The 22,902-nt window shown below is 62.4% G+C and carries 16 protein-coding genes and 1 pseudogene; 4 read left to right on the forward strand and 13 right to left on the reverse strand.

Annotation, left to right across the window (positions count from 1 at the left end):
- Positions 1–34 precede the first annotated feature (34 nt).
- Positions 35–1,891, reverse strand: a complete 1,857-nt coding sequence (locus O0K41_RS02985) for an ATP-binding protein (protein WP_164222408.1) — start codon at positions 1,889–1,891, stop codon at positions 35–37.
- Positions 1,892–2,012: 121 nt separating this feature from the next.
- A pseudogene (gene radA / locus O0K41_RS02990) lies at positions 2,013–3,363 on the reverse strand (DNA repair protein RadA).
- Between the two features lie 150 nt (positions 3,364–3,513).
- Between radA and O0K41_RS02995 the strand changes: the two are divergent.
- Positions 3,514–5,571, forward strand: a complete 2,058-nt coding sequence (locus tag O0K41_RS02995) for a bifunctional diguanylate cyclase/phosphodiesterase (protein WP_049451943.1) — start codon at positions 3,514–3,516, stop codon at positions 5,569–5,571.
- A gap of 274 nt (positions 5,572–5,845) precedes the next feature.
- On the opposite strand, the gene cyoD is transcribed toward O0K41_RS02995, so the two are convergent.
- Genes cyoD through cyoA form a run of 4 tightly spaced genes read right to left on the reverse strand, consistent with a single transcriptional unit; the run spans position 5,846 to position 9,862 of the window.
- Positions 5,846–6,187 (reverse strand): cytochrome o ubiquinol oxidase subunit IV, encoded by a 342-nt coding sequence (gene cyoD, locus O0K41_RS03000; RefSeq protein WP_005408584.1) that lies wholly within the window; start codon positions 6,185–6,187, stop codon positions 5,846–5,848.
- Entirely contained in the window at positions 6,187–6,825 is a 639-nt protein-coding gene (gene cyoC / locus O0K41_RS03005) for a cytochrome o ubiquinol oxidase subunit III (RefSeq protein WP_005408583.1), read from the reverse strand. The genes cyoD and cyoC overlap by 1 nt, the downstream gene beginning before the upstream one ends.
- Entirely contained in the window at positions 6,822–8,819 is a 1,998-nt protein-coding gene (cyoB, locus tag O0K41_RS03010) for a cytochrome o ubiquinol oxidase subunit I (protein ID WP_005408582.1), read from the reverse strand. Before cyoB ends, cyoC begins: the two co-directional genes overlap by 4 nt.
- Positions 8,820–8,821: 2 nt before the next feature.
- Positions 8,822–9,862: a ubiquinol oxidase subunit II gene (cyoA, locus tag O0K41_RS03015; RefSeq protein WP_049448453.1), complete on the reverse strand. Its 1,041-nt coding sequence runs from the start codon at positions 9,860–9,862 to the stop codon at positions 8,822–8,824.
- Positions 9,863–10,215: 353 nt separating this feature from the next.
- On the opposite strand from cyoA, the gene O0K41_RS03020 reads away from it, so the two are divergent.
- The 3 genes from O0K41_RS03020 to O0K41_RS03030 are packed head-to-tail and all read left to right on the forward strand — an operon-like array spanning position 10,216 to position 11,562.
- A complete protein-coding gene (locus tag O0K41_RS03020) occupies positions 10,216–10,827 on the forward strand; it encodes a GyrI-like domain-containing protein (RefSeq protein ID WP_164221397.1) in 612 nt (203 codons plus the stop codon).
- Positions 10,828–10,867: 40 nt separating this feature from the next.
- On the forward strand, positions 10,868–11,212 hold the full coding sequence (locus tag O0K41_RS03025; protein WP_088436146.1) for a hypothetical protein: 345 nt from the start codon (positions 10,868–10,870) through the stop codon (positions 11,210–11,212).
- Positions 11,213–11,235: 23 nt separating this feature from the next.
- Positions 11,236–11,562, forward strand: coding sequence for a hypothetical protein (locus O0K41_RS03030; RefSeq protein ID WP_005408578.1), 327 nt, complete (start codon positions 11,236–11,238; stop codon positions 11,560–11,562).
- Positions 11,563–11,588: 26 nt separating this feature from the next.
- Here the strand turns inward: O0K41_RS03030 and O0K41_RS03035 are convergent, their stop codons facing one another.
- From O0K41_RS03035 to O0K41_RS03065, 7 genes are all read right to left on the reverse strand, one after another.
- The gene (locus tag O0K41_RS03035) at positions 11,589–12,107 is read right to left on the reverse strand and encodes a hypothetical protein (protein ID WP_164221399.1); all 519 of its coding nucleotides are present in this window, start codon (positions 12,105–12,107) and stop codon (positions 11,589–11,591) included.
- Between the two features lie 808 nt (positions 12,108–12,915).
- Entirely contained in the window at positions 12,916–13,278 is a 363-nt protein-coding gene (locus tag O0K41_RS03040; RefSeq protein ID WP_049448441.1) for a hypothetical protein, read from the reverse strand.
- A gap of 131 nt (positions 13,279–13,409) precedes the next feature.
- On the reverse strand, positions 13,410–14,288 hold the full coding sequence (locus O0K41_RS03045) for an Arm DNA-binding domain-containing protein (protein WP_080353049.1): 879 nt from the start codon (positions 14,286–14,288) through the stop codon (positions 13,410–13,412).
- A 517-nt stretch (positions 14,289–14,805) separates the two neighbouring features.
- The gene (locus O0K41_RS03050) at positions 14,806–17,865 is read right to left on the reverse strand and encodes an RHS repeat-associated core domain-containing protein (RefSeq protein ID WP_123958330.1); all 3,060 of its coding nucleotides are present in this window, start codon (positions 17,863–17,865) and stop codon (positions 14,806–14,808) included.
- Positions 17,866–17,870: 5 nt separating this feature from the next.
- Positions 17,871–20,753 carry an RHS repeat domain-containing protein gene (locus tag O0K41_RS03055; RefSeq protein ID WP_308304434.1) on the reverse strand — a complete coding sequence of 961 codons (2,883 nt, stop codon included), beginning with the start codon at positions 20,751–20,753 and terminating at the stop codon, positions 17,871–17,873.
- A 436-nt stretch (positions 20,754–21,189) separates the two neighbouring features.
- A complete protein-coding gene (locus O0K41_RS03060; RefSeq protein WP_123958328.1) occupies positions 21,190–21,720 on the reverse strand; it encodes a hypothetical protein in 531 nt (176 codons plus the stop codon).
- Positions 21,698–22,627 (reverse strand): RHS repeat-associated core domain-containing protein, encoded by a 930-nt coding sequence (locus O0K41_RS03065; protein WP_237398743.1) that lies wholly within the window; start codon positions 22,625–22,627, stop codon positions 21,698–21,700. Before O0K41_RS03065 ends, O0K41_RS03060 begins: the two co-directional genes overlap by 23 nt.
- Between the last annotated feature and the right edge of the window lie 275 nt (positions 22,628–22,902).

A 22,902-nucleotide genomic window follows, 5' to 3' on the forward strand; every position in this document is an offset into this window, starting at 1 on the left:
TGTCTAGCGAAGGCTGGATGAGAAGGTACGGTGCTCAGCGCAGCATCTGCTGCAGGGCACCGGCAATATCGGTAAAGGCGCCGTTGAGATCCGGGCCGGGCGTAGCGTTCGCGTGTGCCAGCGGGCGGCCCTGCGCGGCGACGATGATCTTCAGTGAGCGCAGCAGACGGGCTGCGGCTTCGGCCTGTGGATGCCCCTCGCGCTGGGCGCGCAGCAGCGCCTGCACTGCCGGGTTGTCGAGATTGAGATACAGCCGCGACGGCGCGCGCGACTCGATGCGTGCGGTGAACTGCCGGGCCAGGCGCAGCGCGGCCATCGACACGCGCTTGTCGTTCTCGTCGTCTTCCAGGCGCTGCTTCAGCTCGGCTTCGCGGTCGGGCACCACCACCACCGGCAGCGACTCGGGGCTGAAGCGTGCCGGCAGCAACTGTTCGCCGTCGCCCAGCTGCTCGCGCAGCCATGCCAGTTGCGCCTCGTCGAGGCTGTCATCGCTTCGGAACAGTGCACGGTTACCCTGCTCGGTCCCCAGTTCAACCAGGCGCAGGCCCTTGGCCTGGGCCCAGCGACGCAGGAACGGCACGACTGCATAGCGGTGGCCATGCGCGACCGGTACCCCCATCGCGCGGAACAGCATCTCCTCGAAGCCACCGCCATTGTCGAGAATCACATGCACGGCACCACGCGCCGGCAGCGCACTGGCCGGCAGGTCGCCCTGCGAAGTCGGCACGCGCACGTGCTCCAACAGCAGGTCGAACAGGCGGTCATCGCACAGCGCCGCGCCCAGCAAGGCCTCATTATGGCGCGTGAGAACGCGTCGCCAGGCTTCCGGCTGCTGCCGTGCGACGTCGGCCAGGCCATCAATCAGCGCCTCCAGCAGCGCGTGCTGCACGGCCCGGTACTGGTCATCGCGCTGCAGGTCTTCGCGGCTGGCGGTGGGCGTCAGCCGCGAGGATTCGATCACCCCGCCGATGAAACCGGCCCACGGCGGCAGCAGGTCGCGCGCATCGTCATCCAGCAGCATGCCGCGCACGAACACCGAAAGATTGCGGTTGTCACTGGTGCCGTAGGTAGCGCCGTCCTGGACCCACAACAGGCCGGTGGCATCGCTGTCGCCATCCGCGCGCAGTGGCACGGTGACGATCGGCTCGAAATCGTGCTCGAAGCGCGCAGCGAACTGCAGCGCCTGGCGACGCGCCTGTACCGGATGCACGACGACGTCACCCTGGCTGCGCCACGGCGGCGGCTCGGGGTTGAGCGCCTCGGCCGCAGCACCGATGAAGATCGGCTCGGACAGCAGCGCGCAATAGCGGCCCAGCACCTCGTGCAGGCGCGCCTCGTTGGCCAGCGGCAGGAAGTCCGGATGCAACTCCAGTTCCACTTCGGTACCGACCGCACGTGCCGGCACTTCACTGACGGTGTACTGCTCGGCATTGCTGGACACGTACAGATGACCCAGTTCCGGCGTCTGGTACGAGGTGGTACGCACGCTGACCCTGCGCGCCAGCACGAAGGCCGACAGGAACCCGAGGCCGAACATGCCGATCAGGCCTTCATCGTCCTCCCCGCCCTGGCGCAGGCCCCGGGTGTAGCCGACGCCCACGGTAGCCAGGTAGTCATGGATTTCCTGGCGGGTCAGGCCGGCACCGGTATCGGTGATGCGCAGCACGCCGGCAGCGGCATCGACCTGCACCGAGATGCGCGACGGCACTTCGATGCCGGGCTGCTCGATGCGGCGACGGATGATCGAGTCATGCGCGTTCTGCACCAGCTCACGCAGCGCCACCACCGGGGTGGAATACAGGTGCTTGCCCAGCACCGTCATCAGTCCATTGAGATCGACCCCTGCGCGACGGATTTCGGCGTTGGGGGCGGTGAGCGTGGTGTCCTGCATGTAATCGTTTACTCCTGGGCACGGAAAGACGCCAGAGGGCGCCTTCGTCGAGCGGGAAAAACTAGCACAGGCAGGCTGACCGTTGCCGTATACGACGTTTGTAGAGGCAGGGCCGCGCGCATCACGCCGCGTCGATAGCCTCGGACAGGCGCTCCACCGCGATCACTTCCATGCCCTTCACCGAACCGCCCTTGGGCGCGTTGGCCTTGGGCACGATGGCGCGCTTGAAACCATGGGTGGCCGCCTCGCGCAGGCGGTCCTCGCCGTTGGGCACCGGGCGGATCTCGCCGGACAGGCCAACCTCGCCAAAGGCAATCGTCTTTTCCGCCAGCGGCCGGTCCTGCAGCGAGGACAGCACCGCCAGCAGCACCGGCAGGTCGGCCGCGGTCTCCTGTACGCGGATACCCCCGACCACATTGACGAACACGTCCTGGTCGCCGACCAGCACGCCGCCGTGACGGTGCAGCACGGCCAGCAACATGGCCAGGCGGTTCTGCTCCAGGCCGACCGCGACACGGCGCGGGTTCGACAGCGGCGATGCATCGACCAGTGCCTGCACCTCCACCAGCAGGGGCCTCGTGCCCTCGCGGGTGACCATCACGCAGCTGCCCGGCTGATGGGTGCTGCCGCCGGACAGGAAGATGGCCGATGGATTGGAGACTTCCTTCAGGCCCTTGTCCCCCATCGCGAACACGCCGAGTTCGTTAACCGCACCGAAGCGGTTCTTGAACGCGCGCAGCAAACGGAAGCGGCTGCCGCTCTCGCCTTCGAAGTACAGCACCGCATCGACCATGTGTTCGAGCACGCGCGGGCCGGCGATGCCGCCCTCCTTGGTCACGTGGCCGACCAGGAACACGGCGGTGCCGGTCTCCTTGGCGAAACGCACCAGCCGCGCCGCGCTCTCGCGCACCTGGCTGACCGAACCCGGCGCGGCGGTCAGGCTCTCGGTCCACAGGGTCTGCACCGAATCGGCCACGATCAGCCGCGGGCCCGCCCTGGAGGCATGCTGCAGGATCGACTCGACGCCGGTCTCGGCCAGCGCGTTGACCCCATCCAGTGGCAGCTCCAGCCGGTGCGCACGGCCGGCCACCTGCGCCAGCGACTCCTCGCCGGTGACGTACAGCACCGGCAGTTCGGCCGCCATCTTCGCCACTGCCTGCAGCAGCAGGGTCGACTTGCCGATGCCCGGGTCACCGCCGACCAGCACCACCGCGCCCTCGACCAGGCCACCGCCGAGCACACGGTCGAACTCGCCGATGCCGGTGCTGACCCGGCGGTGCTCGGTCTGCTCCACGTCCTTCAGCGCGGTGATCTTCGGCGGATCGATCTTGCCCGCCCAACCCGCCCGGCGCGCTCTCCAGCACGATTTCCGACAGCGAGTTCCAGGCGTTGCACTCGGTGCACTGGCCCTGCCACTTGCTGAATTCGGCGCCGCATTCATTGCAGACGTAGGCGGTGCGGGCTTTGGCCATCGGATGATTTCCAGCAACGGGAACAGGCGTGGCAGGATAGCCGAGCCGGGTCGCAGGTGCTGCGACCGCTCAAGTCCCGCCTGCCCGCGCCGATAGCTGTCGCGGGCGTGCGCCTTGCGGGCGCCCCCTCCCTCCCCCTCTGGATTCAACATGACTGGCAGTTACAGTCAGAGCCTGGTCGCCATCTCCCTGCTGGTGGCCATTCTTGCTTCGTACACGGCGCTGGACATGGCCGGCCGCCTGGCCACCGCCGAGGGCCGCGTGGCCCGCTGGTGGCTGGCCGGCGGCGCGGCGGCGATGGGCCTGGGTATCTGGTCGATGCATTTCATCGGCATGCTGGCCTTCGACCTGCCGATTCCGGTCGGCTACGACCTCGGCATCACCCTGTACTCGCTGGCCGTGTCGATCGGCGCCTCGGCCTATGCGCTGTGGCTGGTGTCGCGGTCCAGCCTGCCCTGGCGACGTCTGCTGGCCGGCGCCGTGCTGATGGGCCTGGGCATTGCCACCATGCACTACCTGGGCATGGCCGCGATGCGCATGCAGCCGGGCATCGACTATCACCCGGGCTGGTTCGCTGCCTCCATCGCGGTTGCCATCGGCGCCGCCGGTGCGGCGCTGTGGATTGCCTTCCGCCTGCGTGCCGAGCAGCGCAACACCACGCGCCTGCGCCTGCTCGCCTCACTGGTGATGGGCCTGGCCATCGTCGGCATGCACTACACCGGCATGGCCGCGGCGCGCTTCCCGGAGGGCAGCATCTGCGGCGCGGTCGGCAGCGGCGGCATCGACACGCGTTGGCTGGCGGTGCTGGTGATCGTCACCACGGTGGCGACCCTGGGCATCGCCCTGGTGGCCTCGCTGTTCGACCGGCAGATGCGCGTGCGCACCGGGCTGCTGGCCGATTCACTGGCACACGCCAACGACAGGCTGATCCAGGCCGCCCTGCACGACCCGCTGACCCAGCTGCCCAACCGCATGCTGCTGCAGGACCGCATCGAGCAGGCCATCGAGAAGGCGCGGCGGCGCAACCAGGCGGTGGCGGTGATGTTCTGCGACCTGGACGGCTTCAAGGCGGTCAATGATGCGTACGGACACCAGCTGGGAGATCGCCTGCTGGTGGCGGTGGCGCAGCGTATCGGCGGCCTGCTGCGGCCACAGGACACCTTCGCCCGCCTCGGCGGCGACGAGTTCGTGATCGTGCTGGCCATCGATGTTCCCGACGATGCAGTGGTGGTCGCCGAGCGGATCATCGCGGCGGCGGGCGAACCGTTCCTGCTGGATGCAGCCGAGCTGCAGGTCAGCGCCAGCCTGGGCATCGCCCTGTATCCGGCTGATGCCGGCAACGAGCGTGAGCTGATGGCACACGCCGATGCAGCGATGTACCACACCAAGGAGACCGGCCGGAACGGCTATACGTTCTTCACCCCCTCGATGCAGCTCAGTGCCAACCGCCAGCTGCGCCTGCTGCAGGACCTGCGCAAGGCCATCGCCCGCGACGAGCTGGTGCTGCACTACCAGCCCAAGTTCCCTGCCGCCGGCGCACCGGCCACCGGCGCCGAAGCGCTGCTGCGCTGGCAGCATCCCGAGCTGGGCCTGCTGGCGCCGGATGTGTTCATTCCCATCGCCGAACGCAGCGGTCTGATCCTGCCGATCGGTGACTGGGTACTGGACCGTGCCTGTGCACAGCTGCGCGCGTGGCACGATGCCGGACATTCCGAATGGTCGATGGCGGTAAACCTGTCACCGTTGCAGTTCGCCTCGCCGGCGCTGCTGGACAGTGTGCGCGAAGTGCTGCAACGGCACCGCATCGAGCCGGCGTGCCTGACCCTGGAGATCACCGAGACCACGGCGATGAAGGACGTGGACGCCAGCCTGGCGATTCTCAACGACCTGACCGCGATGGGCGTGCACATTGCCATCGACGACTTCGGCACGGGCTATTCCAGCCTGCTCTACCTGAAGCGCATGCCCGCCACCGAACTGAAGATCGACCGCGCATTCGTGCACGATCTGGAATGCGATGAAGAGGATGCCGCCATCGTCTCGTCGATCATCGCGCTGGGGCGCACCCTGCAGCTGCAGGTGGTGGCAGAGGGTGTGGAGACGCAGGCACAGCGCGAGTACCTGAGCGAACTGGGGTGTGATCAATTGCAGGGTTACCACCTGGGCCGACCAATGGACGCCGAGGAATTCCTGCGCCGGGTGGGGTGAGACCCCATCCACGCATGGCGTGGATCCTGGTAGAGCCGGCCATGCCAGGTGGGATGAGGCCGATGGCTTTGGGGTCGGATCCCTTGCTGCAGGCAAGGATTCTGACCCCATCCACGCATGGCGTGGATCTCCTGGTAGAGCCGGCCGCTGGCCGGCTTCCCGCAACTGCCGGCCAGCGGCCGGCACTACCACTGCGCGTGCCATTCCCGGTGGGCGCGACAAACAAAAAGGCCGCCCGAGGGCGGCCCTTCTGCATGGCAACGTCGCACGGACGTCAGTGCATCATGTGCACGTTCATGTTGTGCATGACCCACAGGGTACCGACCACGATGATGCCGATCACCACCACGGTGAAGGCCGCAGCGTTGACGTTCCAGCGGCTTTCCGAAGAACGGTCCAGGTGCAGGAAGAACACCAGGTGGACCAGCATCTGCAGCACTGCCGTGATCGCGATCACCACACCGTTGACGGTGCGCGAGAAATCACCCGACATCACCATCCAGAACGGGATGACGGTCAGCACCACCGCCAGCACGAAGCCGATCAGGTACGACTTCACGGTGCCATGGCTTTCGCCGCCGGTGCCGTGGTCGTGTGCATGGTTGTCATGTGCCATTACAGCGCTCCATTGAGGTAGACGACGGAGAACACGCCGATCCAGATCAGGTCCAGGAAGTGCCAGAACAGGCTCAGGCACGCCATGCGGGTCTTGTTGGTCGGGGTCAGGCCGTACTTCTTCAGCTGCACGAACATCACCAGCAGCCACAGCAGGCCAGCGCTGACGTGCAGGCCGTGGGTACCGACCAGGGCGAAGAACGCCGACAGGAAGGCACTGCGGTCCGGACCGTAGCCCTGGTGGATCAGGTGCTGGAACTCCCACACTTCCATGCACATGAAGCCGAAGCCCAGCAGCCAGGTGATGCCCAGCCACAGGTACATCTGGCCCATCTGCTTGCGGTGCATGGCGATCATGCCCAGGCCGAAGGTCAGCGAGGAGGTCAGCAGCAGCGCGGTTTCCCATGCCACGAACGGCAGCTCGAACAGGTCCTTCGCGGTGGGGCCACCATCGGTGCCGCCTGCCAGCACCACGTAGGTGGCGAACAGCGAGGCGAAGATGAGGCAGTCGCTCATCAGGTACACCCAGAAACCGAAGACGGTGTTGCCGCCGGTGTCGTGGTGCTCGTGGTCGTCATGGCCATGGGCCGCCGCATGCGCGGCGTGCCCGTGGCTCAGGGTCGAGGTATTGGTGCTCATGCCTTCAGCTCCGACTTCACCAGGCCCTGGGCTTCCAGGTGCTTGCGGTGTTCGTTCTCGATGCGTTCCACCTCGGCGGCCGGGACCCAGTAGTCCACGTCCTGGTCGAAGGTGCGGTAGATGAACGTGGCGATCATGCCGACGAAGCCGACGATGGCCAGCCACCAGATGTGCCAGATCATCGCGAAGCCGAACACCAGGCTGAAGGCACCGATGACAACGCCCGTGCCGGTGTTGCGCGGCATGTGGATGTCGGTGTACTTGGCCGGCTTCGGCCAGGCTTCACCACGCTGCTTGCGCTCCCAGAAATCGTCCAGTTCGGTGACTTCCGGCAGGGTGCCGAAGTTGTAGAAGGCCGGCGGCGAAGAGGTTTCCCACTCCAGCGTACGGGCATCCCACGGGTCGCCGGTCAGGTCGACGGTCTTCTTGCGGTCGCGGATCGACACGGCCACCTGGATGATCTGGCACAGGATGCCGGCGCCCACGATGAAGGCACCTGCGGCGGCGATCAGCAGCAGCGGCTCGTAGGCCGGGTTGACGGTGCTCTGCAGGCGACGGGTCATGCCCATGAAGCCCAGCACGTACATCGGCATGAAGGTCACGTAGAAGCCGATGAACCAGCACCAGAACGCGCACTTGCCCCAGAACTCGTTGAGGCGGAAGCCGAACATCTTCGGCCACCAGTAGGTGATGCCGGCGAACATGCCGAACACCACGCCGCCGATGATGACGTTGTGGAAGTGGGCGATCAGGAACAGGCTGTTGTGCAGCACGAAGTCGATGGCCGGGATCGCCAGCATCACGCCGGTCATGCCGCCGATGACGAAGGTGACCATGAAGCCGATGGTCCACAGCACCGGGGTGGTGAAGTGCACGCGGCCGCGGAACATGGTGAACAGCCAGTTGAAGATCTTCACGCCGGTCGGGATCGAGATGATCATCGTCGTGATGCCGAAGAAGGCATTGACGTTGGCACCCGAGCCCATGGTGAAGAAGTGGTGCAGCCACACGATGAACGACAGCACGCCGATGCAGGCGGTGGCGTAGACCATGCCCTTGTAGCCGAACAGCGCCTTGCGCGAGAAGGTCGCGATGACTTCGGAGAACACACCGAACGCCGGCAGGACCAGGATGTACACCTCCGGGTGACCCCAGATCCAGATCAGGTTGATGTACAGCATGGCGTTGCCGCCACCGTCATTGGTGAAGAAGTGCGTACCCAGGTAACGGTCCAGGGTCAGCAGCACCAGGGTGATGGTCAGCACCGGGAAGGCAGCGACGATCAGCACGTTGGTCACCAGGGCGGTCCAGGTGAACACCGGCATCTGCATCAGCTTCATGCTGGGGGTACGCATCTTCAGGATGGTGATGAAGAAGTTGATACCGCTCAGCGTGGTACCCAGGCCTGCGACCTGTAGACCCCAGATGTAGTAGTCCATGCCGACGCTTGGACTGTATTCGATGCCCGACAACGGCGGGAACGCCAGCCAGCCGGTGGCAGCGAACTCACCGATCCACAGCGACAGCATGATCAGCACAGCGCCCGACACGAACAGCCAGAAGCTGAGCGAGTTGACGAACGGGAACGCGACGTCGCGCGCACCGATCTGCAGCGGCACGGCCAGGTTCATCAGACCGGTGATCAGCGGCATCGCCACGAAGAAGATCATGATCACGCCGTGGGCGGTGAAGATCTGGTCGTAGTGGTGCGGCGGCAGGTAACCCTCGGACCCGCCGACGGCGAGCGCCTGCTGGGTACGCATCATGATCGCGTCGGAGAAGCCGCGCAGCAGCATGACGAAGGCGACGATGAGGTACATCACGCCGATCTTCTTGTGATCCACCGAGGTGAACCACTCCTTCCACAGATAGCCCCACAGCTTGAACTTGGTGATCAGGGCCATGACGCCCAGGCCACCCAGCACCGCGCCGACCAGGGTGGTCAGCACGATCGGATCGTGGGGGATCGACTCAAGAGAGAGTTTTCCCAACATGTTCATTCTCCCGAACCCGCGTGGCCAGCATGGCCAGCGTGTTCGTGTTCGGTGGCATCCAGGTTTTCACCCGATTCCTTGGAATCATGCGCGTCACTGGGGGCATGCCCCTCGTGCGCTTCATGGCTGGCGGCATCGGCAGCGGCGGCACCGGCGTGCGAGTGCTTCATGCCGTAATGCTTGTTGTCGCCCATGTGCTTGGCGATGACCCAGTCGAACAGGCCTTCTTCGGTCTTGCCGAAGTAGGTGACCGGATACCACTCGGCGTTGCGTGCTTCACCCAGGGCCTTGAACGAGGCCTTGTCCAGGGTCTGCTCACCGGCACGGACCTGGTCCAGCCACTGGCGGTATTCGGCATCGGTGACCGAGTAGGCGGTGAAGTGCATCTTGGCGAAGCCTGCGCCACTGTAGTGCGAGGACATGCCCGGGAATTCACCGGTCTCGTTGGCGATCAGGTGGAGCTTGGTCTCCATCGCAGCCATCGAGTAGATCATGCTGCCCAGGTGCGGGATGAAGAAGGCATTCATCACCGAATCGGACGTGATCTTGAAGTTCAGCGGCGTGTTGACCGGGAACTTGATTTCGTTGACGACCGCCACCTTCTCTTCCGGATAGATGAACAGCCACTTCCAGTCCAGCGAGATCGCCTCGATGGTGACCGGCTTGACGTCCGAATCCAGCGGCTTGTACGGGTCCAGTGCGTGCGACGAGCGCCAGGTCAGGACCGCCAGTACCAGCACGATCATGCAGGGAATGGACCACACCACCACCTCGATCGCCGTCGAGTGGGACCACTTCGGCTCGTAACGGGCCTTGGTGTTGGAGGCGCGATACTTCCACGCGAAGGTCAGGGTCATGATGATGACCGGGATGACGACCAGCAGCATGAGCACGGTGGCCGTGATCAGCAGGGTCTTCTCATCCTGGCCGATCTGGCCCTTCGGACTGAGGATGGCCACGGCATCGCAGCCGGTGAGCATCACCAGCAACGACAGCAGCAGGCCCGGGCGCAACCAGCGCCCAAGGGTTTTCAACGGAATCATCGGTCGATCCAATTGCGAGGGAATGCCGTTCCCCGTCCTGCCTGTTCCGGCCAAAGCCGGTCCCACCGGTCCGGAAGACAGGTAGGGAGGTGGGTCGAGTCAGCCTTTCAATTTTAGGCCGTCACCCACCATTTAAGAAAGGCATTGACATTGATCGAGCGCAGGAAAGGCCCGATTCTGGCTGCGACACGTTGTCGCACCGCGCGGGCGTGACGAGGCGCATGACCTAGGGCGGCATTCCGGCCTTGGACGTTTGCGGGCCGTTCGCCCTCGTTCGGCAAAGTCACCTGAATCGGTTCAGGCGTGCTGACGGGTGCCTGGCATGGGATGCTCGGTACAGGAGGAAGACCCCGATGGACAAGATCGACTTCAAGAAGCGCGACCGGGCACTCTATCACCCGCCCGCCGGCCAGTTCGTACCGGTCGATGTACCGCCCCTGCCCTACCTGATGGTCGATGGCCGCGGCGACCCGAACACCGCCCCGGCCTACCTGCAGGCGGTGCAATGGCTGTACTCGGTGAGCTATGCACTGAAGTTCGCCCTGAAGGCCGGGGGCCAGGACTACGTGGTGCCACCGCTGGAAGCGCTTTGGACCGCCGAGGATCCGTCGAGCTTTGTGGCACGCCGCAAGGATGAGTGGAGGTGGACGGTGATGATCCGTACGCCGGACGGGATCAGTCCAGCGCAGTCGGAGGCTGCCATCGCCAAGGCGGCGAAGAAACTGGGCGACGTTCCGGCCAGCCTTCGCCACGAAATTCTCGAAGAAGGCCTCTGCCTGCAGACGCTTCACGTAGGCGCCTACGATGAAGAGGGTCCGGCCCTGGCCCATCTGCACGACGAACTGATGCCCGCACTGGGTTACACCTTTGCCGGCCCCCATCATGAGATCTACCTGAGCGACCCGCGCAGGACCGACGCGCCGCGGTTGAAGACCGTGCTGCGGCAGCCCGTCCGCGCGGAGTGACCGCCTGCGAGCACCGCTCTGACAAGGGAGCAGAAGATTCATGCCCCTGATTGATCGTTTACTGCGCTGGACCACCCTGCCCACCGGGCGCCGCGCCTTCGCGCTGCTGTGCAGCGTGTTGTTGCTTGTACTGGCCTGCAATCCCGACCTGCTGCCGCTGCTGTCGCTGATCGATGCACTGGGGATGGATGTGGTGGTGTCGCTGCTGGCTGCACAGGTAACGGTGGTACTGCCCTGGCTGCGGGAACGAACCGGGCGATGGTTCCGGCTGGCCATGCGGATCGCGGCCGGGGTGCTGGCCGGGGTGATCGGCGGCTATCTGCGGCAACTGGTGATGCTCGTGCTCATCAGATCCGGCACCTGCTGCGCTATATATAGGGCTTGATCCTCCGGGCCTGCAGGGAAGACATGAAACAGCTCGCTATCACGCTCGGTGCACTGCTGCTGTCCGGCAGCGCATGGGCCGATACACACCAGACCGGAAAAATCACCAAACTGGTTGTCGAATCCACGTTCGTTTCCGTGTGGCTGGAAGGCCAGCCCACCAACAACGAGTGTGCTTCCGACGGGCGCTGGACAATCGATCTGGCCAGCGACAAATCCGGACGGGAAAAGTACGCGGCCATCCTGTCGGCGGCGTCATCGCGGACACCGATCGGCTTCCACGCACTCACCAGCGAAGGTTGCGGCGTGTTCGGAGCAAAGAAGATCTACTATTTCGATCTTGCTTATTAAGGCAGCACTCCGCGCAGACGTGCTGCTCAGCGCTTCGGGGCCGGATCTGCGATGCAGACCTTCTCCCCAAGGCGCAGGGACTTGCCGTCCCCGTGCCCTGCCGATGAACGATCAAGCGGCCAAAAGCAGACTCTGATACCGGAAAGGTCATTGCCATAGTCTTCGGGGATGCCGGTCATGGCAATGCCCATGACTTCATTCCAGCCCGGCGCGCCACACTTCAGGCAAGCTGCCGCGCTCGCCTTGGCTTTGCCTGGTGTCCATCGCGCGGGCGGGAGGCCCATTCGCCCGGCTTTCCATTCGACATACCGGGAATGGAAGGCAATTGAAAATCCACGCCCCATGTCCACCGTTGTCGTCGAGGCGTCTGCGGGAACCGTCGATTCAACCCGGATCGTCACCGGCCGGTCGGGCAACGTGGCGCCGACCTCAATGCAGTAGGTCGGCGCGCAGGCCTGCGGCACAGAGACAGGTGGCGCAGCGGATGCTGCAGCCGGCAGCGAGGCGGCCAGAATGACGACTGAAGAAGCAATCCGCATGATCATTTCCTCTTATCGTCCTCGATGAGGGTCTTCAACACCTGCTCGCTGCCGTTGCTGTTTCAGCAGGTTGACCGGGCTCATTCAATCCAGACGTTGGAAATCGAATGTGACCTTCCTGGTGCAGCGGGATGGGACCGGAGGGAAACGCCACTTCGCCACGGCAACCAAGGCTGCGCGCTCATAAGCAGCATTGTCGACCCTCCCCCGGTCCAGCGCTTCAAACTGTGACCGCGTGATGACGGGATTTGTCACCCGCCCATCCTCTTCAACGACGACAGTCGCCACGACAGAGCCACGCACCTGCATCTCAGTCGCGGCGGAAACGACCGGCGCAATGGACTCCACCGGACTGCTTGCCGCCTGGCAAGGCCCAGGGAGCTCCTCACCGGCGCGACATGAGGCACTGGACAAGGCCAACGCAAGCATCAGAACGCGGTTCATTCAACACTCCCGATTGCTGGTGGGGGAGCAGACATTAACCGTGCCGTTCGTGTCGCTGTAGCTCTTCCGGGCAGGCTCCCCCAGCTCATGCGCGGCCCGGGTCTCCACACCCGTAGCCCGCGCCTCCTCCGAAGATACGCCGACTCGGATCTGCATCACGCCGTTGCTCTCCGAGTTGGACTGTGGCGCAACAAGCGAAGCCTGGAAAGCGGACAATCCAACCCGATCATGCTGGGCAGCATGGCTCACCTCGTGACCGCCCCCCAGAGCAGGAGACTGGATCTCCCCGGAGGATTTGACGCGAAGTCCAGAGGTGACATCAATACTGCCGCTTCGTCGCCGGGCGGTGACAACCTGTCGCCGGACGGCTTCATGCGGCATTGATTGCCGACAGAACAACTTCAATCCCAACATCTGCACATATCCTCAGCGCGTGCTCCCGCGCCTCCGCCGGGGAGAGTCGCCCAGCCATCCTCATCGCTTCAGTTGAAAACCCCGCATCGAACGAGATCTTGTTCACCACATCTTCTTGAACGCGGCGATGCAGCTCTATAGCGGGCCCGAGCTTCATCATGCTCTCGGGGCGCAGTGCACTTGAAGCTTCATGTCCGTCCAGCGCTTCGTAGTAGTAGAAATTCGAGTACTTCTCAATGAAAGCTTGGGCATCAACGGAGCCCAACGCGAACTCATTCACAAGCTTTGTCATCTCAATGATCGCAGCTTCAGTTTCCATGATTTACGTCACTCCAACTCATTGTTTGATCGGAAGCCATGGGGTTCCGTCGGCATTGGTTACACCGGGAACATGACCATGCGGCTGCTGGGCGCGGGGATCAGGATGAGTTGATGGCTTGTGCCCGCCATCTATTCGAACCCCAGTGGGTTGACCATCAGACCCCTTTGCCTGAACAAATCGACCATCGGGTGATCCTTCAATTTTGCCACCCGGCGGTGTCGGAATCGCGTAATGGCTGTAAGAACCACCGGGGTCAGGTGATCGACGTACCCGTCCATCGGCAAATCAGGCAGAACCGCTTGCCGGTACTTGCGTCGGGCCGCATTGGCGTTCGCCCTCCCCTCAACCCCAGCTAGATCGCGCGCTGCCAGCGCGGCCCGGAGCATCGTCTCCTCATCAGGGGACAGGAACCGGACCACCTTGCGGCTAGCCGCTGATCGCTGACGCATGCCCATGAGGGGGTTAGTCTCGATCAGCTTCCACTCAACGGCCCGCGACAAGGCAGACCGCAGGCAAGCAAAGTCGCGCGCTGCGGTAGCCTTGGTGACGACGGCAGGGCCAATGACGCGCCCGCGCCACCATCGCTCCATGGTGGGCGCGTCAATCTCAATGATCTGACGGCGCAATAGCCACGAGAACACCGATCTGATGCGGTCCGGGTACTGACGACCGCCCTTGAGCTCAGCTATCGCCCAAGGTTCGAAGTGGTCATTGAGCAGTGTTTCAAGCGTGCAACTGGTGGGCTTGGACTTTGCGAGTGTCGGCAATCCGGACTGAACGCATTCGGCAACCTCTTGCCGGGCTTGGTCGCGGGCTTGATCAAGTGTCAGATGTTCTACCGGACCCAAGGTACGACGCTTACCGTGCGCCCAGGTCACGATCCATGCTTTGTGACCCGAGGGCGGCACTCGAAGGATCAAACCACGAACCTGAGCGTTCCTGAGCTGGTAGGGGCGCTCTCTGGGCTCAACTGTGAGAACGATGCGCTTGGTGAGTGCAAATGACATTGGGTGGAGCGTCCGTAAGTGGCCATAAGGCCAAGTTAAGACAGGATGCGAGGCGGTGTTTGGATGAGGATCGTCCGCAGTGGTCGACCACACCCCATGTAGCCGCCAGTTCAGTCACAACTGCTGAAAACCGATGAAATTCGAACAGACCCGCAGACTCTACGGCTCGTTTACCAATACCACCTCGTATCGATATCCATCGCCAACTTCGTACACGTGAGCCTGAAGCACTAGATCACCCCTCCCCCCTCTTCCGTGTAAAGATCGACCAGAACGTTCCAAAAATCACCACACCAAAAAAGAGCGCACATCTATCGCCTTCGATGCGGCCTTTGCCACCACTGTTTAAGCGCAAAGAAAAGTTGAAGGATCAGAAACAACGCCGCGAAGTAGCCCCAAATCCGCAGACTGATATGCATAGCATCCGGATGATGCCGGTACGTAAGAACCGCGAAATACGCAAGGCCGAAGAACGCAGCGAGAAGCTGAGCCCCTAGGAAACCTTTTATCATGGAAGTCATTTCTTCTTCTCCAGATCTTTCTGTACGATAGTTGCCCCTGCTCCCGCGACGCCTTGGCCCGCTTGGGAAGCCCCGCCCTGGAATGCTGATTGCCTCGGAATTGCAGTTCCAGTTGATGCAGTGGCACTTGCCATGTTCGGTCCGCCTGGGCCGCGGGATTGACTCAGCCTTTTGAGTGTTCCTCGTGAAGCTGGGCCAGCGAAATCACCCATGGCAACGCCAACACCGGAGGCTCCCAATCCTCCAACGGCACTGCCAATCGCATTTGAAGCGACGCCCTCCGCCGTGATGGGCTGGCCTTTGATTGCGCTCTCTGCGGCGGAACCAGCACCACCTGCAACCGCATTGACCACGGCCTGTATTGCAACTGCACGCCCAACCGAAATCGTGCCGGAACCGACCGCAGCAACGGCTAGTCCACCAGCGCCCCCGGAAACAGAGCCAACGGCGGCGGCAATGCCAACCTCCACTTTATCAATGGGCTTATCCGGATTCATGGCCTTCTGGACCACGATATCTGCAAGGCCGCCCAAGACGGCACCGTAGATGAAGGGCATTACCGGGACTCTTCCATCCGGGTCCGTGAACTTGTACGGATTCCCGTTCGCATACCGATACCGATTGAACTGCCCAACCGGCTGCTCATACGCCGTCACCGGATCAACCGACAGGAACACCCCCAGCTGCGGGTCCATGTACCGCTGCTGCATGTAACTCAGCCCGGTATCGCCATCCATCTTGTGACCGGTGTACCCGACCCCATCCACCGTTCGATTGATGGGCCTGCCGTAGGGTTCGTAGTGCGTCCGCTCAAGCAGCTGTCCCGCACTCCCGGTGCTGGCAACCGGGCTGCCCAGCGCGTCCGTGTGCAGGTACTTGACCGTGGTTGCGCCAGACACCGTCTCCAGCTGCGCAACTGCCTTGCTGTCCAGATACAAGGTTTCGGTCTGCAGGCCGCTACCACGGTTGAACTGATAGACGAGCTGTCCTCCGCGACGATAGAGAGACTCCTCTGCCGCCCCGTCAGTCCGCGTGGCAAGCACGCGCAGCCCGTCCGCGTCATAGCGATAGCTGGCCTTGCCCACCGCCTCCCTCAGGCGATTGCCATAGTCAAAGCGAAAGCCCTGGCCATTCTTGTTGGCCAGATTGCCCTGGACGTCATAGGCCAGGCCAACAGTGGTCGCCCCGTTGTCGTTGCGGATGTTGGTCAACCGGTTGTGCGCGTCATACCAGTACTGGTCGGCCTTGACCCCATCAAGTGACCAACTGCGGATGTTGTCCAGGGCGTCATAACGGAAGCGGTGCCAACCCGCTCCGCCGAACATCGGGCTTCCGGCCACAACAAGACGGTCTCGATCGTCATACTGCATCTGGCGGCTGTAGTCGGTGCCCAACTGCAGGTCTGCGATGGCGACAACGTTGCCATTCGGATCAAACGATGTCTCCAGGGCAACGATGTTGCTGTCCACAATGCGCGCAGGAAGGCGCCGCGCGTTCTGGGTAGCCGTGTGGACCACACCATTTCCATACGTGAACTGTTTGATTCCACCATTGGCATAGTAGCTAACGCCCGTGACGTAGTCGCCGACACGCGTTGGCTTCCCCATGGCATTCGGAGCGTAGTCGACCGGGCGGCCAGCGGGATAGACATGACCCGCCAGATGCCCATTGGCGTTGTAGGTATACCCCAGGCTCCGCGGCACTGCACCGGACTGGGACAGGGTCTCACCCACCAGCAGACGTCGCTTGTTGTACTGGTACTGAGTGGTAGCCGAGGTGCTGCCAGCGTCGTTGTAGGCGATGGCCTGCTGTACCAGTCCATCGGCGGTGTAGCTGTAGTCGACATCGCCATTGCGATCCGGGAAGCGCAGCGTGGCCAATCGATTCCGTGCGTCGTAGCTGCGACGAACCACGCGTCCACTGGCTTCGGCAACGGCCAGATCACAACTTGTCGCGCTGGGCAGATCCAGGCCGGCTGCGCTCCAGGCCAGGTTGCCTGCTGCGTCGTACGCCATCACCGTCGAGCCGGTTTCAGGCTCGATGACTTTGCACAGTCGTTGCTGCCCGTCGTAGACGTAACGACGCGTCAACGTCACACCTGGCACGGTAGACACCGTAAAGCTGACTGGTACCGACGTCGTCGAAGCGCCACGCGTATCAGTGGCGACAACCACCACGGTGTGCGTCCCCGGCGCCAGGCTGGCTATGCGACTGGCATAGGGCGGCGATTGGAACGTCGCGATGGTGGCGCCATCCACCTTGAGCTCAACCCGACTGATCCCATCATCGCCATCACTCGCTGACACGTTGATAGGGACACCCGCGCCTGCCGGGAACATGGCGCCTGCAACCGGCGAAGCGACGCTCACAACCGGAGGCTGATTGATGGTCGGCACGCCGCGTGATTCGGTCGTCGCGAACGTCGCCGAGCCGTTCATCAGATGGAACCGCTGCCCGGCCGCCGTGACCCAGCCGGTGACCGTTCCGGATTGCCCTTGCCCGATCACCTGCATACCGCTGTTGTCCAGCGCAGACACCAGCACGCGCGCGGCGGGAGCATTGGAGTTCCAGCTGATCGTCACCGGGCAACTGCTCTGCCCCCATGGAATGGTGCAGGTTCCGGATGAGGCGCTAATACCTCCACTTCCTGCAACAACGGTGATGGTCAGCGTTGGAATCGGGAAGATGGTCTTGTATCGCTCATTGCCATTGACCGGGTCGTGATACATGGCGCGCCCCTCAAGCGTGTAGGTATACACGCCAGCAGGCAACTCGCCTTCCGAATAGATCCGTGTGGGCAACGCCTCATCAAAATCGATTCGAACCCCGTTGCGCTTGAGCCAGTAGAACTCCACGACCTCCATTGTTTTGCCATTGCCACCGCTTCTGGCCTCGAGCTTGAGATCGAAGCCGGAAGGTGCGGTGAAGGTCGTCCCGCCGGGCGCGGTCAGGCGCAAGGAAGCCTGCGCGTAGGCGTCCCCAACCCCCAGCAGCATCGCCACCAGTGCAAGAAGGAAGGCGAACCAGGTTTCGCGACGTACTCCCGGAATTCGCATTCTCCTCACTGAGCACCTCCGCTGCGCGAAATCTCCACAGGCTTACCGTAGATATCCCGCTTGATGGTGGTGATCACACCGCCTGGCTCTTCAACATAGACCGGCAGATCGGCGACGGGCTGCTCCAACGCCATGTAGCGGAGGAGTGTCTTCTGGCCCTTGGGCGAGGTCACCCGGGTCTGGAAGCCGGACAGATACTCGTTGTAGGTGCTCAACACTCCGAGCTCCGAGTCCTGCTGGACTGCCAGCGGTCGCCCCAGCAGATCGTAGCTGGTATGAACACCTTGCAGGCTGGTATCGGCATAGTCCGCACTGCCTTCCTGATGGAGGTTCCGCGGATAGGAAGTGAACGACGTACGCCCCATCTCGTCATAGCGCGTCGCCACCCACTGCTGCGTCGCCTGGGAATTGGCGATATCCTCTTCAATCGTTACAACGGGCCGCCACAAGGCATCGTGGAAGACCTGTCGACGATGATTCCCCGTTTGGGTGGTGGACCGCCAGTGCCCTGCGGGCAATCCGTATTCCGGATAGGAGATTGCCTCGAACACGGTGGACGTCGAATTCCATGCCACCGTGTCGCCCTGCGGCAGGTCGGTTTGCTTCAAGCGTCCCAGGGCGTCGTAGGCGTAGTTTCGCGCGTAGCCATTGGCGTCGGCATACTGCACGATCCAGCCCTGATCATTCACCGTTGCCAGTTCCATGGTGCCGTCACCGTAATGGACGGACTGGGGAATGCCTCGTTTCCAGTCAACCAGCGTCATGCGGGTATCCACGCCCTGACCGTTGCGGCCATCGGCGACAGTGGCGACGCTGCCATTGGGGTGATAGGTCAGTGTCTGACGAAGCGCTCCAAACTCCCTGAACTGGATTGGCAGGTCAGTGTTGCCATCAAATACCACATGGGACATTGCCTGACCCGCGCAAGTGGCCGGTGCGAGACAGGTGATGCTTTCCCGCTGGCCCAGGACCCACCTTGAGAGGTTGTCACGGTAGCCGTGGCCTTCGGTCCGGGCAAAGCCAAGCGTGCTCGACTTCGTGATCCCGTGCGGACGCGCGAAGTAGTCCAGATCGCCCAGAACAGTCGAAAAAACGGCCCCCTCCTGGGAGATGTGCGTCTCCAGCTGTGGGCGATGATATTCGCCGGCCCACCCCTCGCCCGAGAACTGCACGCTGGTTCCATATCGCGCGGGATAGTTCTGGCCGGTGGAAAGCAGGTCGTAACGGTAGGTGGTGGTACGCGCAATGTCGGATGGACCGGTACCTACTTCCACCGAAAGCAGCTTGCCTTCGTTGTAACGGTAGGTATTGCCATGTCGATAGCGGACCCACTCCCCACCCGGCCCGCTCACGGTCGTGATACTGGATTGCGCACAATCATCACTGGTACACGGGGGCGCGGCACAGGTAGCAGCACTCCCATACGGGCATACCAGGTTCCCGGCCGGCTGCCCCGGGTATCGGTAGATGCTGATGTTGGGGGTGTAGTCATACGTCCAACGCAGTACAGGGAGCCGCGGGCCGCTGATGGTCTTCTCGGCCAGCGTGAAACTGAAGCCGGAGATCGCATAGGTATTGACGTCGTCATTGGGGTTGTTGCCGAAGCCGGGCGTATAGTCGATGCCACGACAGTTGAGAGGTACGTGGCTACGGCCATGCTCAAGCGATGTAACGGTGAACCGCCCGGTAGCACCGGAGGGGTGCACCATCGTTCCTGCAATGGTCCCGGAAGGATAGGACGTGGGAACCTCGTTCTCGAAGCAGTTCCGGAACATCTCACCGGGCTCGGGCGACATCACCTCGGCATATCGCAGCGCCGCTCGGGTGAAGTCTTCGAAGTTGATTGCCCACCGGCTCCCATCGGGGAGAAGGACGGCGGAAAGGCCTCGGCGCGATGGCAAGCTGTTGTACTGATACTGCCACTGGCGCGTACCGTCGCTGACACTGCTGACGTTGCTGCCCTGATAGGAGAGCGTGAGCTGGCGACCGTCGCTGGCGGTGATTGCGGTCAGCCTGGGCGCCTCGTTCCACGCATTTGCATAGGTGTACTGGACGGTGTTCCCGAATCTGTCCTGCACCCTGGTCGCAAGCAGAATGTTCTTGCGGCGCTGCAGGAATCGCCAAGGCTCTGGTTTGGGCAACGACCCATCGTCATGGAAATACTGATACTTCTTGAGCGTTGGCTCGGAGGTCTGTGCAAACCAATCGAACCAGTAACGTGTTCCGTCTGGCGTGATCGCCAGGAACCCTTCTCCACCCGCATTCTGGATGACCGGCAGGCAGGAGAAAAATATCTGCCCCGACGTTGTCCAGGGGTAAGCCGAACCATCCTGCGGCTGGGTCACGCCGGCAGCGGTACGCAACAGCTCCCCACCACCCCCGGGAATATCAACAGAGAGACCGCCCCAGAACTCCCGCGTGCTGAAATGCGCTGATTCAGCAGGCAACCAGCTCGACGAACAGCGCCCTGGTGCGCCGGCATCGGCTCCAGTCCCCCAGTCTGGAGCATAGCTGCCGCTGATGTGGGGAACTTTGATCTGCCAGTCCGCCAGCATCGCTTCCGGGAAGTAGGTTTTCCGGCTTACCACGTCGTAGGTACGGGTGAGCTTGACCTCCAGCGCGTTATTGCCTGGGAGGTCGATATCGGTAATCTCGAATCCAAGCTCGCCGTTGGCCAACCTGACCTTGTCGCCAAACAGATCAGGACCCAGTGCGGAAACCTTCTCCGCCTTCGCTATCCGATCAGGGAACTCTTCCCACACGAAGTTTCCGGATGTGCTCTGGGCCATTGCAGTGTTCGTCAGAACGGGCAACAACATCGCCATGGCTACCCCGGTTCGGCCCGCACTCTTCCAACGTGTCCACTGCTGATCCATGGAGTTCTGCATTACGCGGTTCCATTGCTGCTGCAGTTGATTTTCGATGGGCGTGACATGCCGCCAGGCAGAACATACCCGTCGTGCGAATGTAGCTTGCCCCAGTCCCCGTGTTCCCTTGCTGCATTGCCCGCCTGCTTCGACACATTGCATATCGCACTCAGGAGCAATGGCGACAGCCTATACCAACCATGAACGGATTTGGAATATGCCGCAGGCGCGGAATAAGACCCGGCGCGCATGGGTGTTCCCGGGCACATGACCTTCCCGCTCGCCCCCTTTTGCATCAAAGACTTCCGAACGAAGACGAAGCAAAAAACCCTGACCAAAGCCTAGGTTATTCATCAAGCAGGGTGAGTGAACAGGAGCCGAGCCTGTAACGTCGCAAGCCCCTCCCAAGAGGCTGGATTGGATCAGAAAATTTGCCAAGCAGAAAGTCCCGACCTACTCATCCAATCACTACGAAAGAGTATTCACTTGCCGGGAACTGCCAGGAATCCGGAGCATTCTCTCCAGGCATGGTCAAGAGAAGCACCCCGGGCACATCCAGCGCTACGGCTGAGAAGGTCCGGCCATTCCCGAAGTGCAAACGAATACCTGAATCAACGATCAGTCCGTCGCCTTGCCAACGAACAATCTCGGTCCGGACGACATCGAGATCTTCCGGCAACTCCAGATCGCTCCATTCGCACGTCGATTCAACTGCGGCCTCGGGCAGGACCTCGACATTTATCGTCCCGAATTCATCCCATCCCTGCGCAACCGTACTGGAAGATGTTAGTTCCAGAGTCATATCCGGATCGAAATTCAAGACCACTTGCGAAGCCGATCGAGCTGCCTGCATCTGTGGAATCCTGCACTCAAGAAGGCGACGCCCCAGGATCAAAGCTGGCAGAGCATCCAGCTGCACTCCCTTCAATTGCAGCGGTAGATAGCGCATGCCGCCGGAGAGCTGTTCAATCGTAGTGTAGGGTTTCATGCGGTTTACTACCGTTTGCAGGGATGTCGATACTCTTGCCACCGGAACTGTTTGTCTGGCGACCAAAAACACCATTTTCTCCGATCTGTGCCCCGGGAGGAGCACTATCACCGCGAACCGCGGGCCTTGTTTCTCCGGCGAGAGTCTCGAGGTCTTCGTCGTAGTTCCCGGTGCCACCGAACTCCGGCTTCAGATTGCCACTTGTATGCCGCGTGCCGTTCTTATTCGGCCCTGCCAAGGGGCTGCTCTGATCACCTACCAGATCCACTGGCAATGCCGGTGGATTCGTGCCACTGGGGGCTGCTGTAGAGCCGGACGGATCAGCCGACTCATTTCGTTGAACCGTATCGATCAGGTTTGAAAGCAACCGACCGCCGTAGGCCACCGTTAGAATGACAGGAAGAGCTAGAGCATCGGCTATGGTATTGACCTCACCAGCACACCGCTTTTCATCGCACGTGACGGCCCGCCCATCAGGATCGGTGAATTTGTAGGGATTCCCGTTGGCATACCGGTACCGATTGAACTGCCCCACAGGCTGCTCATACGCCGTCACAGGATCAACCGACAGGAACACCCCCAACTGCGGGTCCATGTACCGCTGCTGCATGTAGCTCAGCCCGGTAGCCGAGTCGCTCACATGCCCGGTATACCCAGGCCCGTCCGTGACCTGACCACCGACCACGGCCCCGTAGGGCTCGTAGTCATAGCGCTTGATCACATTGCCGTTGGCATCGCTCTCAGCCACGACCGAGTCCAGGGCGTCAGTGTGGATGTACGTCACAGTGGTCTGGGCGACTGCGATTGGCGACAGGCCAAGGCCGATCAGCAGCACACAACACAGCCAGGCGCCTGATGCCCCCAGCTTGCGAATTCGATCTCCACATCTCCTGAAGCGGGTAAACACGCCGCCTGCAGTTCCCCCGAACCTGCGCATCCTTCCAATCTCTGAAAGAGCCTTGAAGCAAGGCTGGGTATTCATAGCACAGGAATGACCGGCTGCAGTTGCCAGGTCAGGAACTGTGCAAGGAGCCAAGCGCCTGGGAAGCCGGAGGGGCGGGTAGATCGCGAGACTCAGAAATCGCGACCTGCCAGCCATGGGCTGGCACTCCTGGGGTTGCCGGCCACGGCCGGCCCCAGTTTGTAGTCTCGACAACCACAATCTAGCGGGTCGGCCGTGAG

This window comes from Stenotrophomonas sp. Sm2128 (genome assembly GCF_030985535.1).
Lineage (GTDB): Bacteria > Pseudomonadota > Gammaproteobacteria > Xanthomonadales > Xanthomonadaceae > Stenotrophomonas > Stenotrophomonas maltophilia.

Coding starts and splice junctions, on each gene's coding strand:
- O0K41_RS02985 (WP_164222408.1), bottom strand. CDS start 1,891: ATGCAGGACACCACGCTCACCGCCCCCAACGCCGAAATCCGTCGCGCA.
- O0K41_RS02995 (WP_049451943.1), top strand. CDS start 3,514: ATGACTGGCAGTTACAGTCAGAGCCTGGTCGCCATCTCCCTGCTGGTG.
- cyoD (WP_005408584.1), bottom strand. CDS start 6,187: ATGGCACATGACAACCATGCACACGACCACGGCACCGGCGGCGAAAGC.
- cyoC (WP_005408583.1), bottom strand. CDS start 6,825: ATGAGCACCAATACCTCGACCCTGAGCCACGGGCACGCCGCGCATGCG.
- cyoB (WP_005408582.1), bottom strand. CDS start 8,819: ATGTTGGGAAAACTCTCTCTTGAGTCGATCCCCCACGATCCGATCGTG.
- cyoA (WP_049448453.1), bottom strand. CDS start 9,862: ATGATTCCGTTGAAAACCCTTGGGCGCTGGTTGCGCCCGGGCCTGCTG.
- O0K41_RS03020 (WP_164221397.1), top strand. CDS start 10,216: ATGGACAAGATCGACTTCAAGAAGCGCGACCGGGCACTCTATCACCCG.
- O0K41_RS03025 (WP_088436146.1), top strand. CDS start 10,868: ATGCCCCTGATTGATCGTTTACTGCGCTGGACCACCCTGCCCACCGGG.
- O0K41_RS03030 (WP_005408578.1), top strand. CDS start 11,236: ATGAAACAGCTCGCTATCACGCTCGGTGCACTGCTGCTGTCCGGCAGC.
- O0K41_RS03035 (WP_164221399.1), bottom strand. CDS start 12,107: ATGATCATGCGGATTGCTTCTTCAGTCGTCATTCTGGCCGCCTCGCTG.
- O0K41_RS03040 (WP_049448441.1), bottom strand. CDS start 13,278: ATGGAAACTGAAGCTGCGATCATTGAGATGACAAAGCTTGTGAATGAG.
- O0K41_RS03045 (WP_080353049.1), bottom strand. CDS start 14,288: ATGTCATTTGCACTCACCAAGCGCATCGTTCTCACAGTTGAGCCCAGA.
- O0K41_RS03050 (WP_123958330.1), bottom strand. CDS start 17,865: ATGCGAATTCCGGGAGTACGTCGCGAAACCTGGTTCGCCTTCCTTCTT.
- O0K41_RS03055 (WP_308304434.1), bottom strand. CDS start 20,753: ATGCAGAACTCCATGGATCAGCAGTGGACACGTTGGAAGAGTGCGGGC.
- O0K41_RS03060 (WP_123958328.1), bottom strand. CDS start 21,720: ATGAAACCCTACACTACGATTGAACAGCTCTCCGGCGGCATGCGCTAT.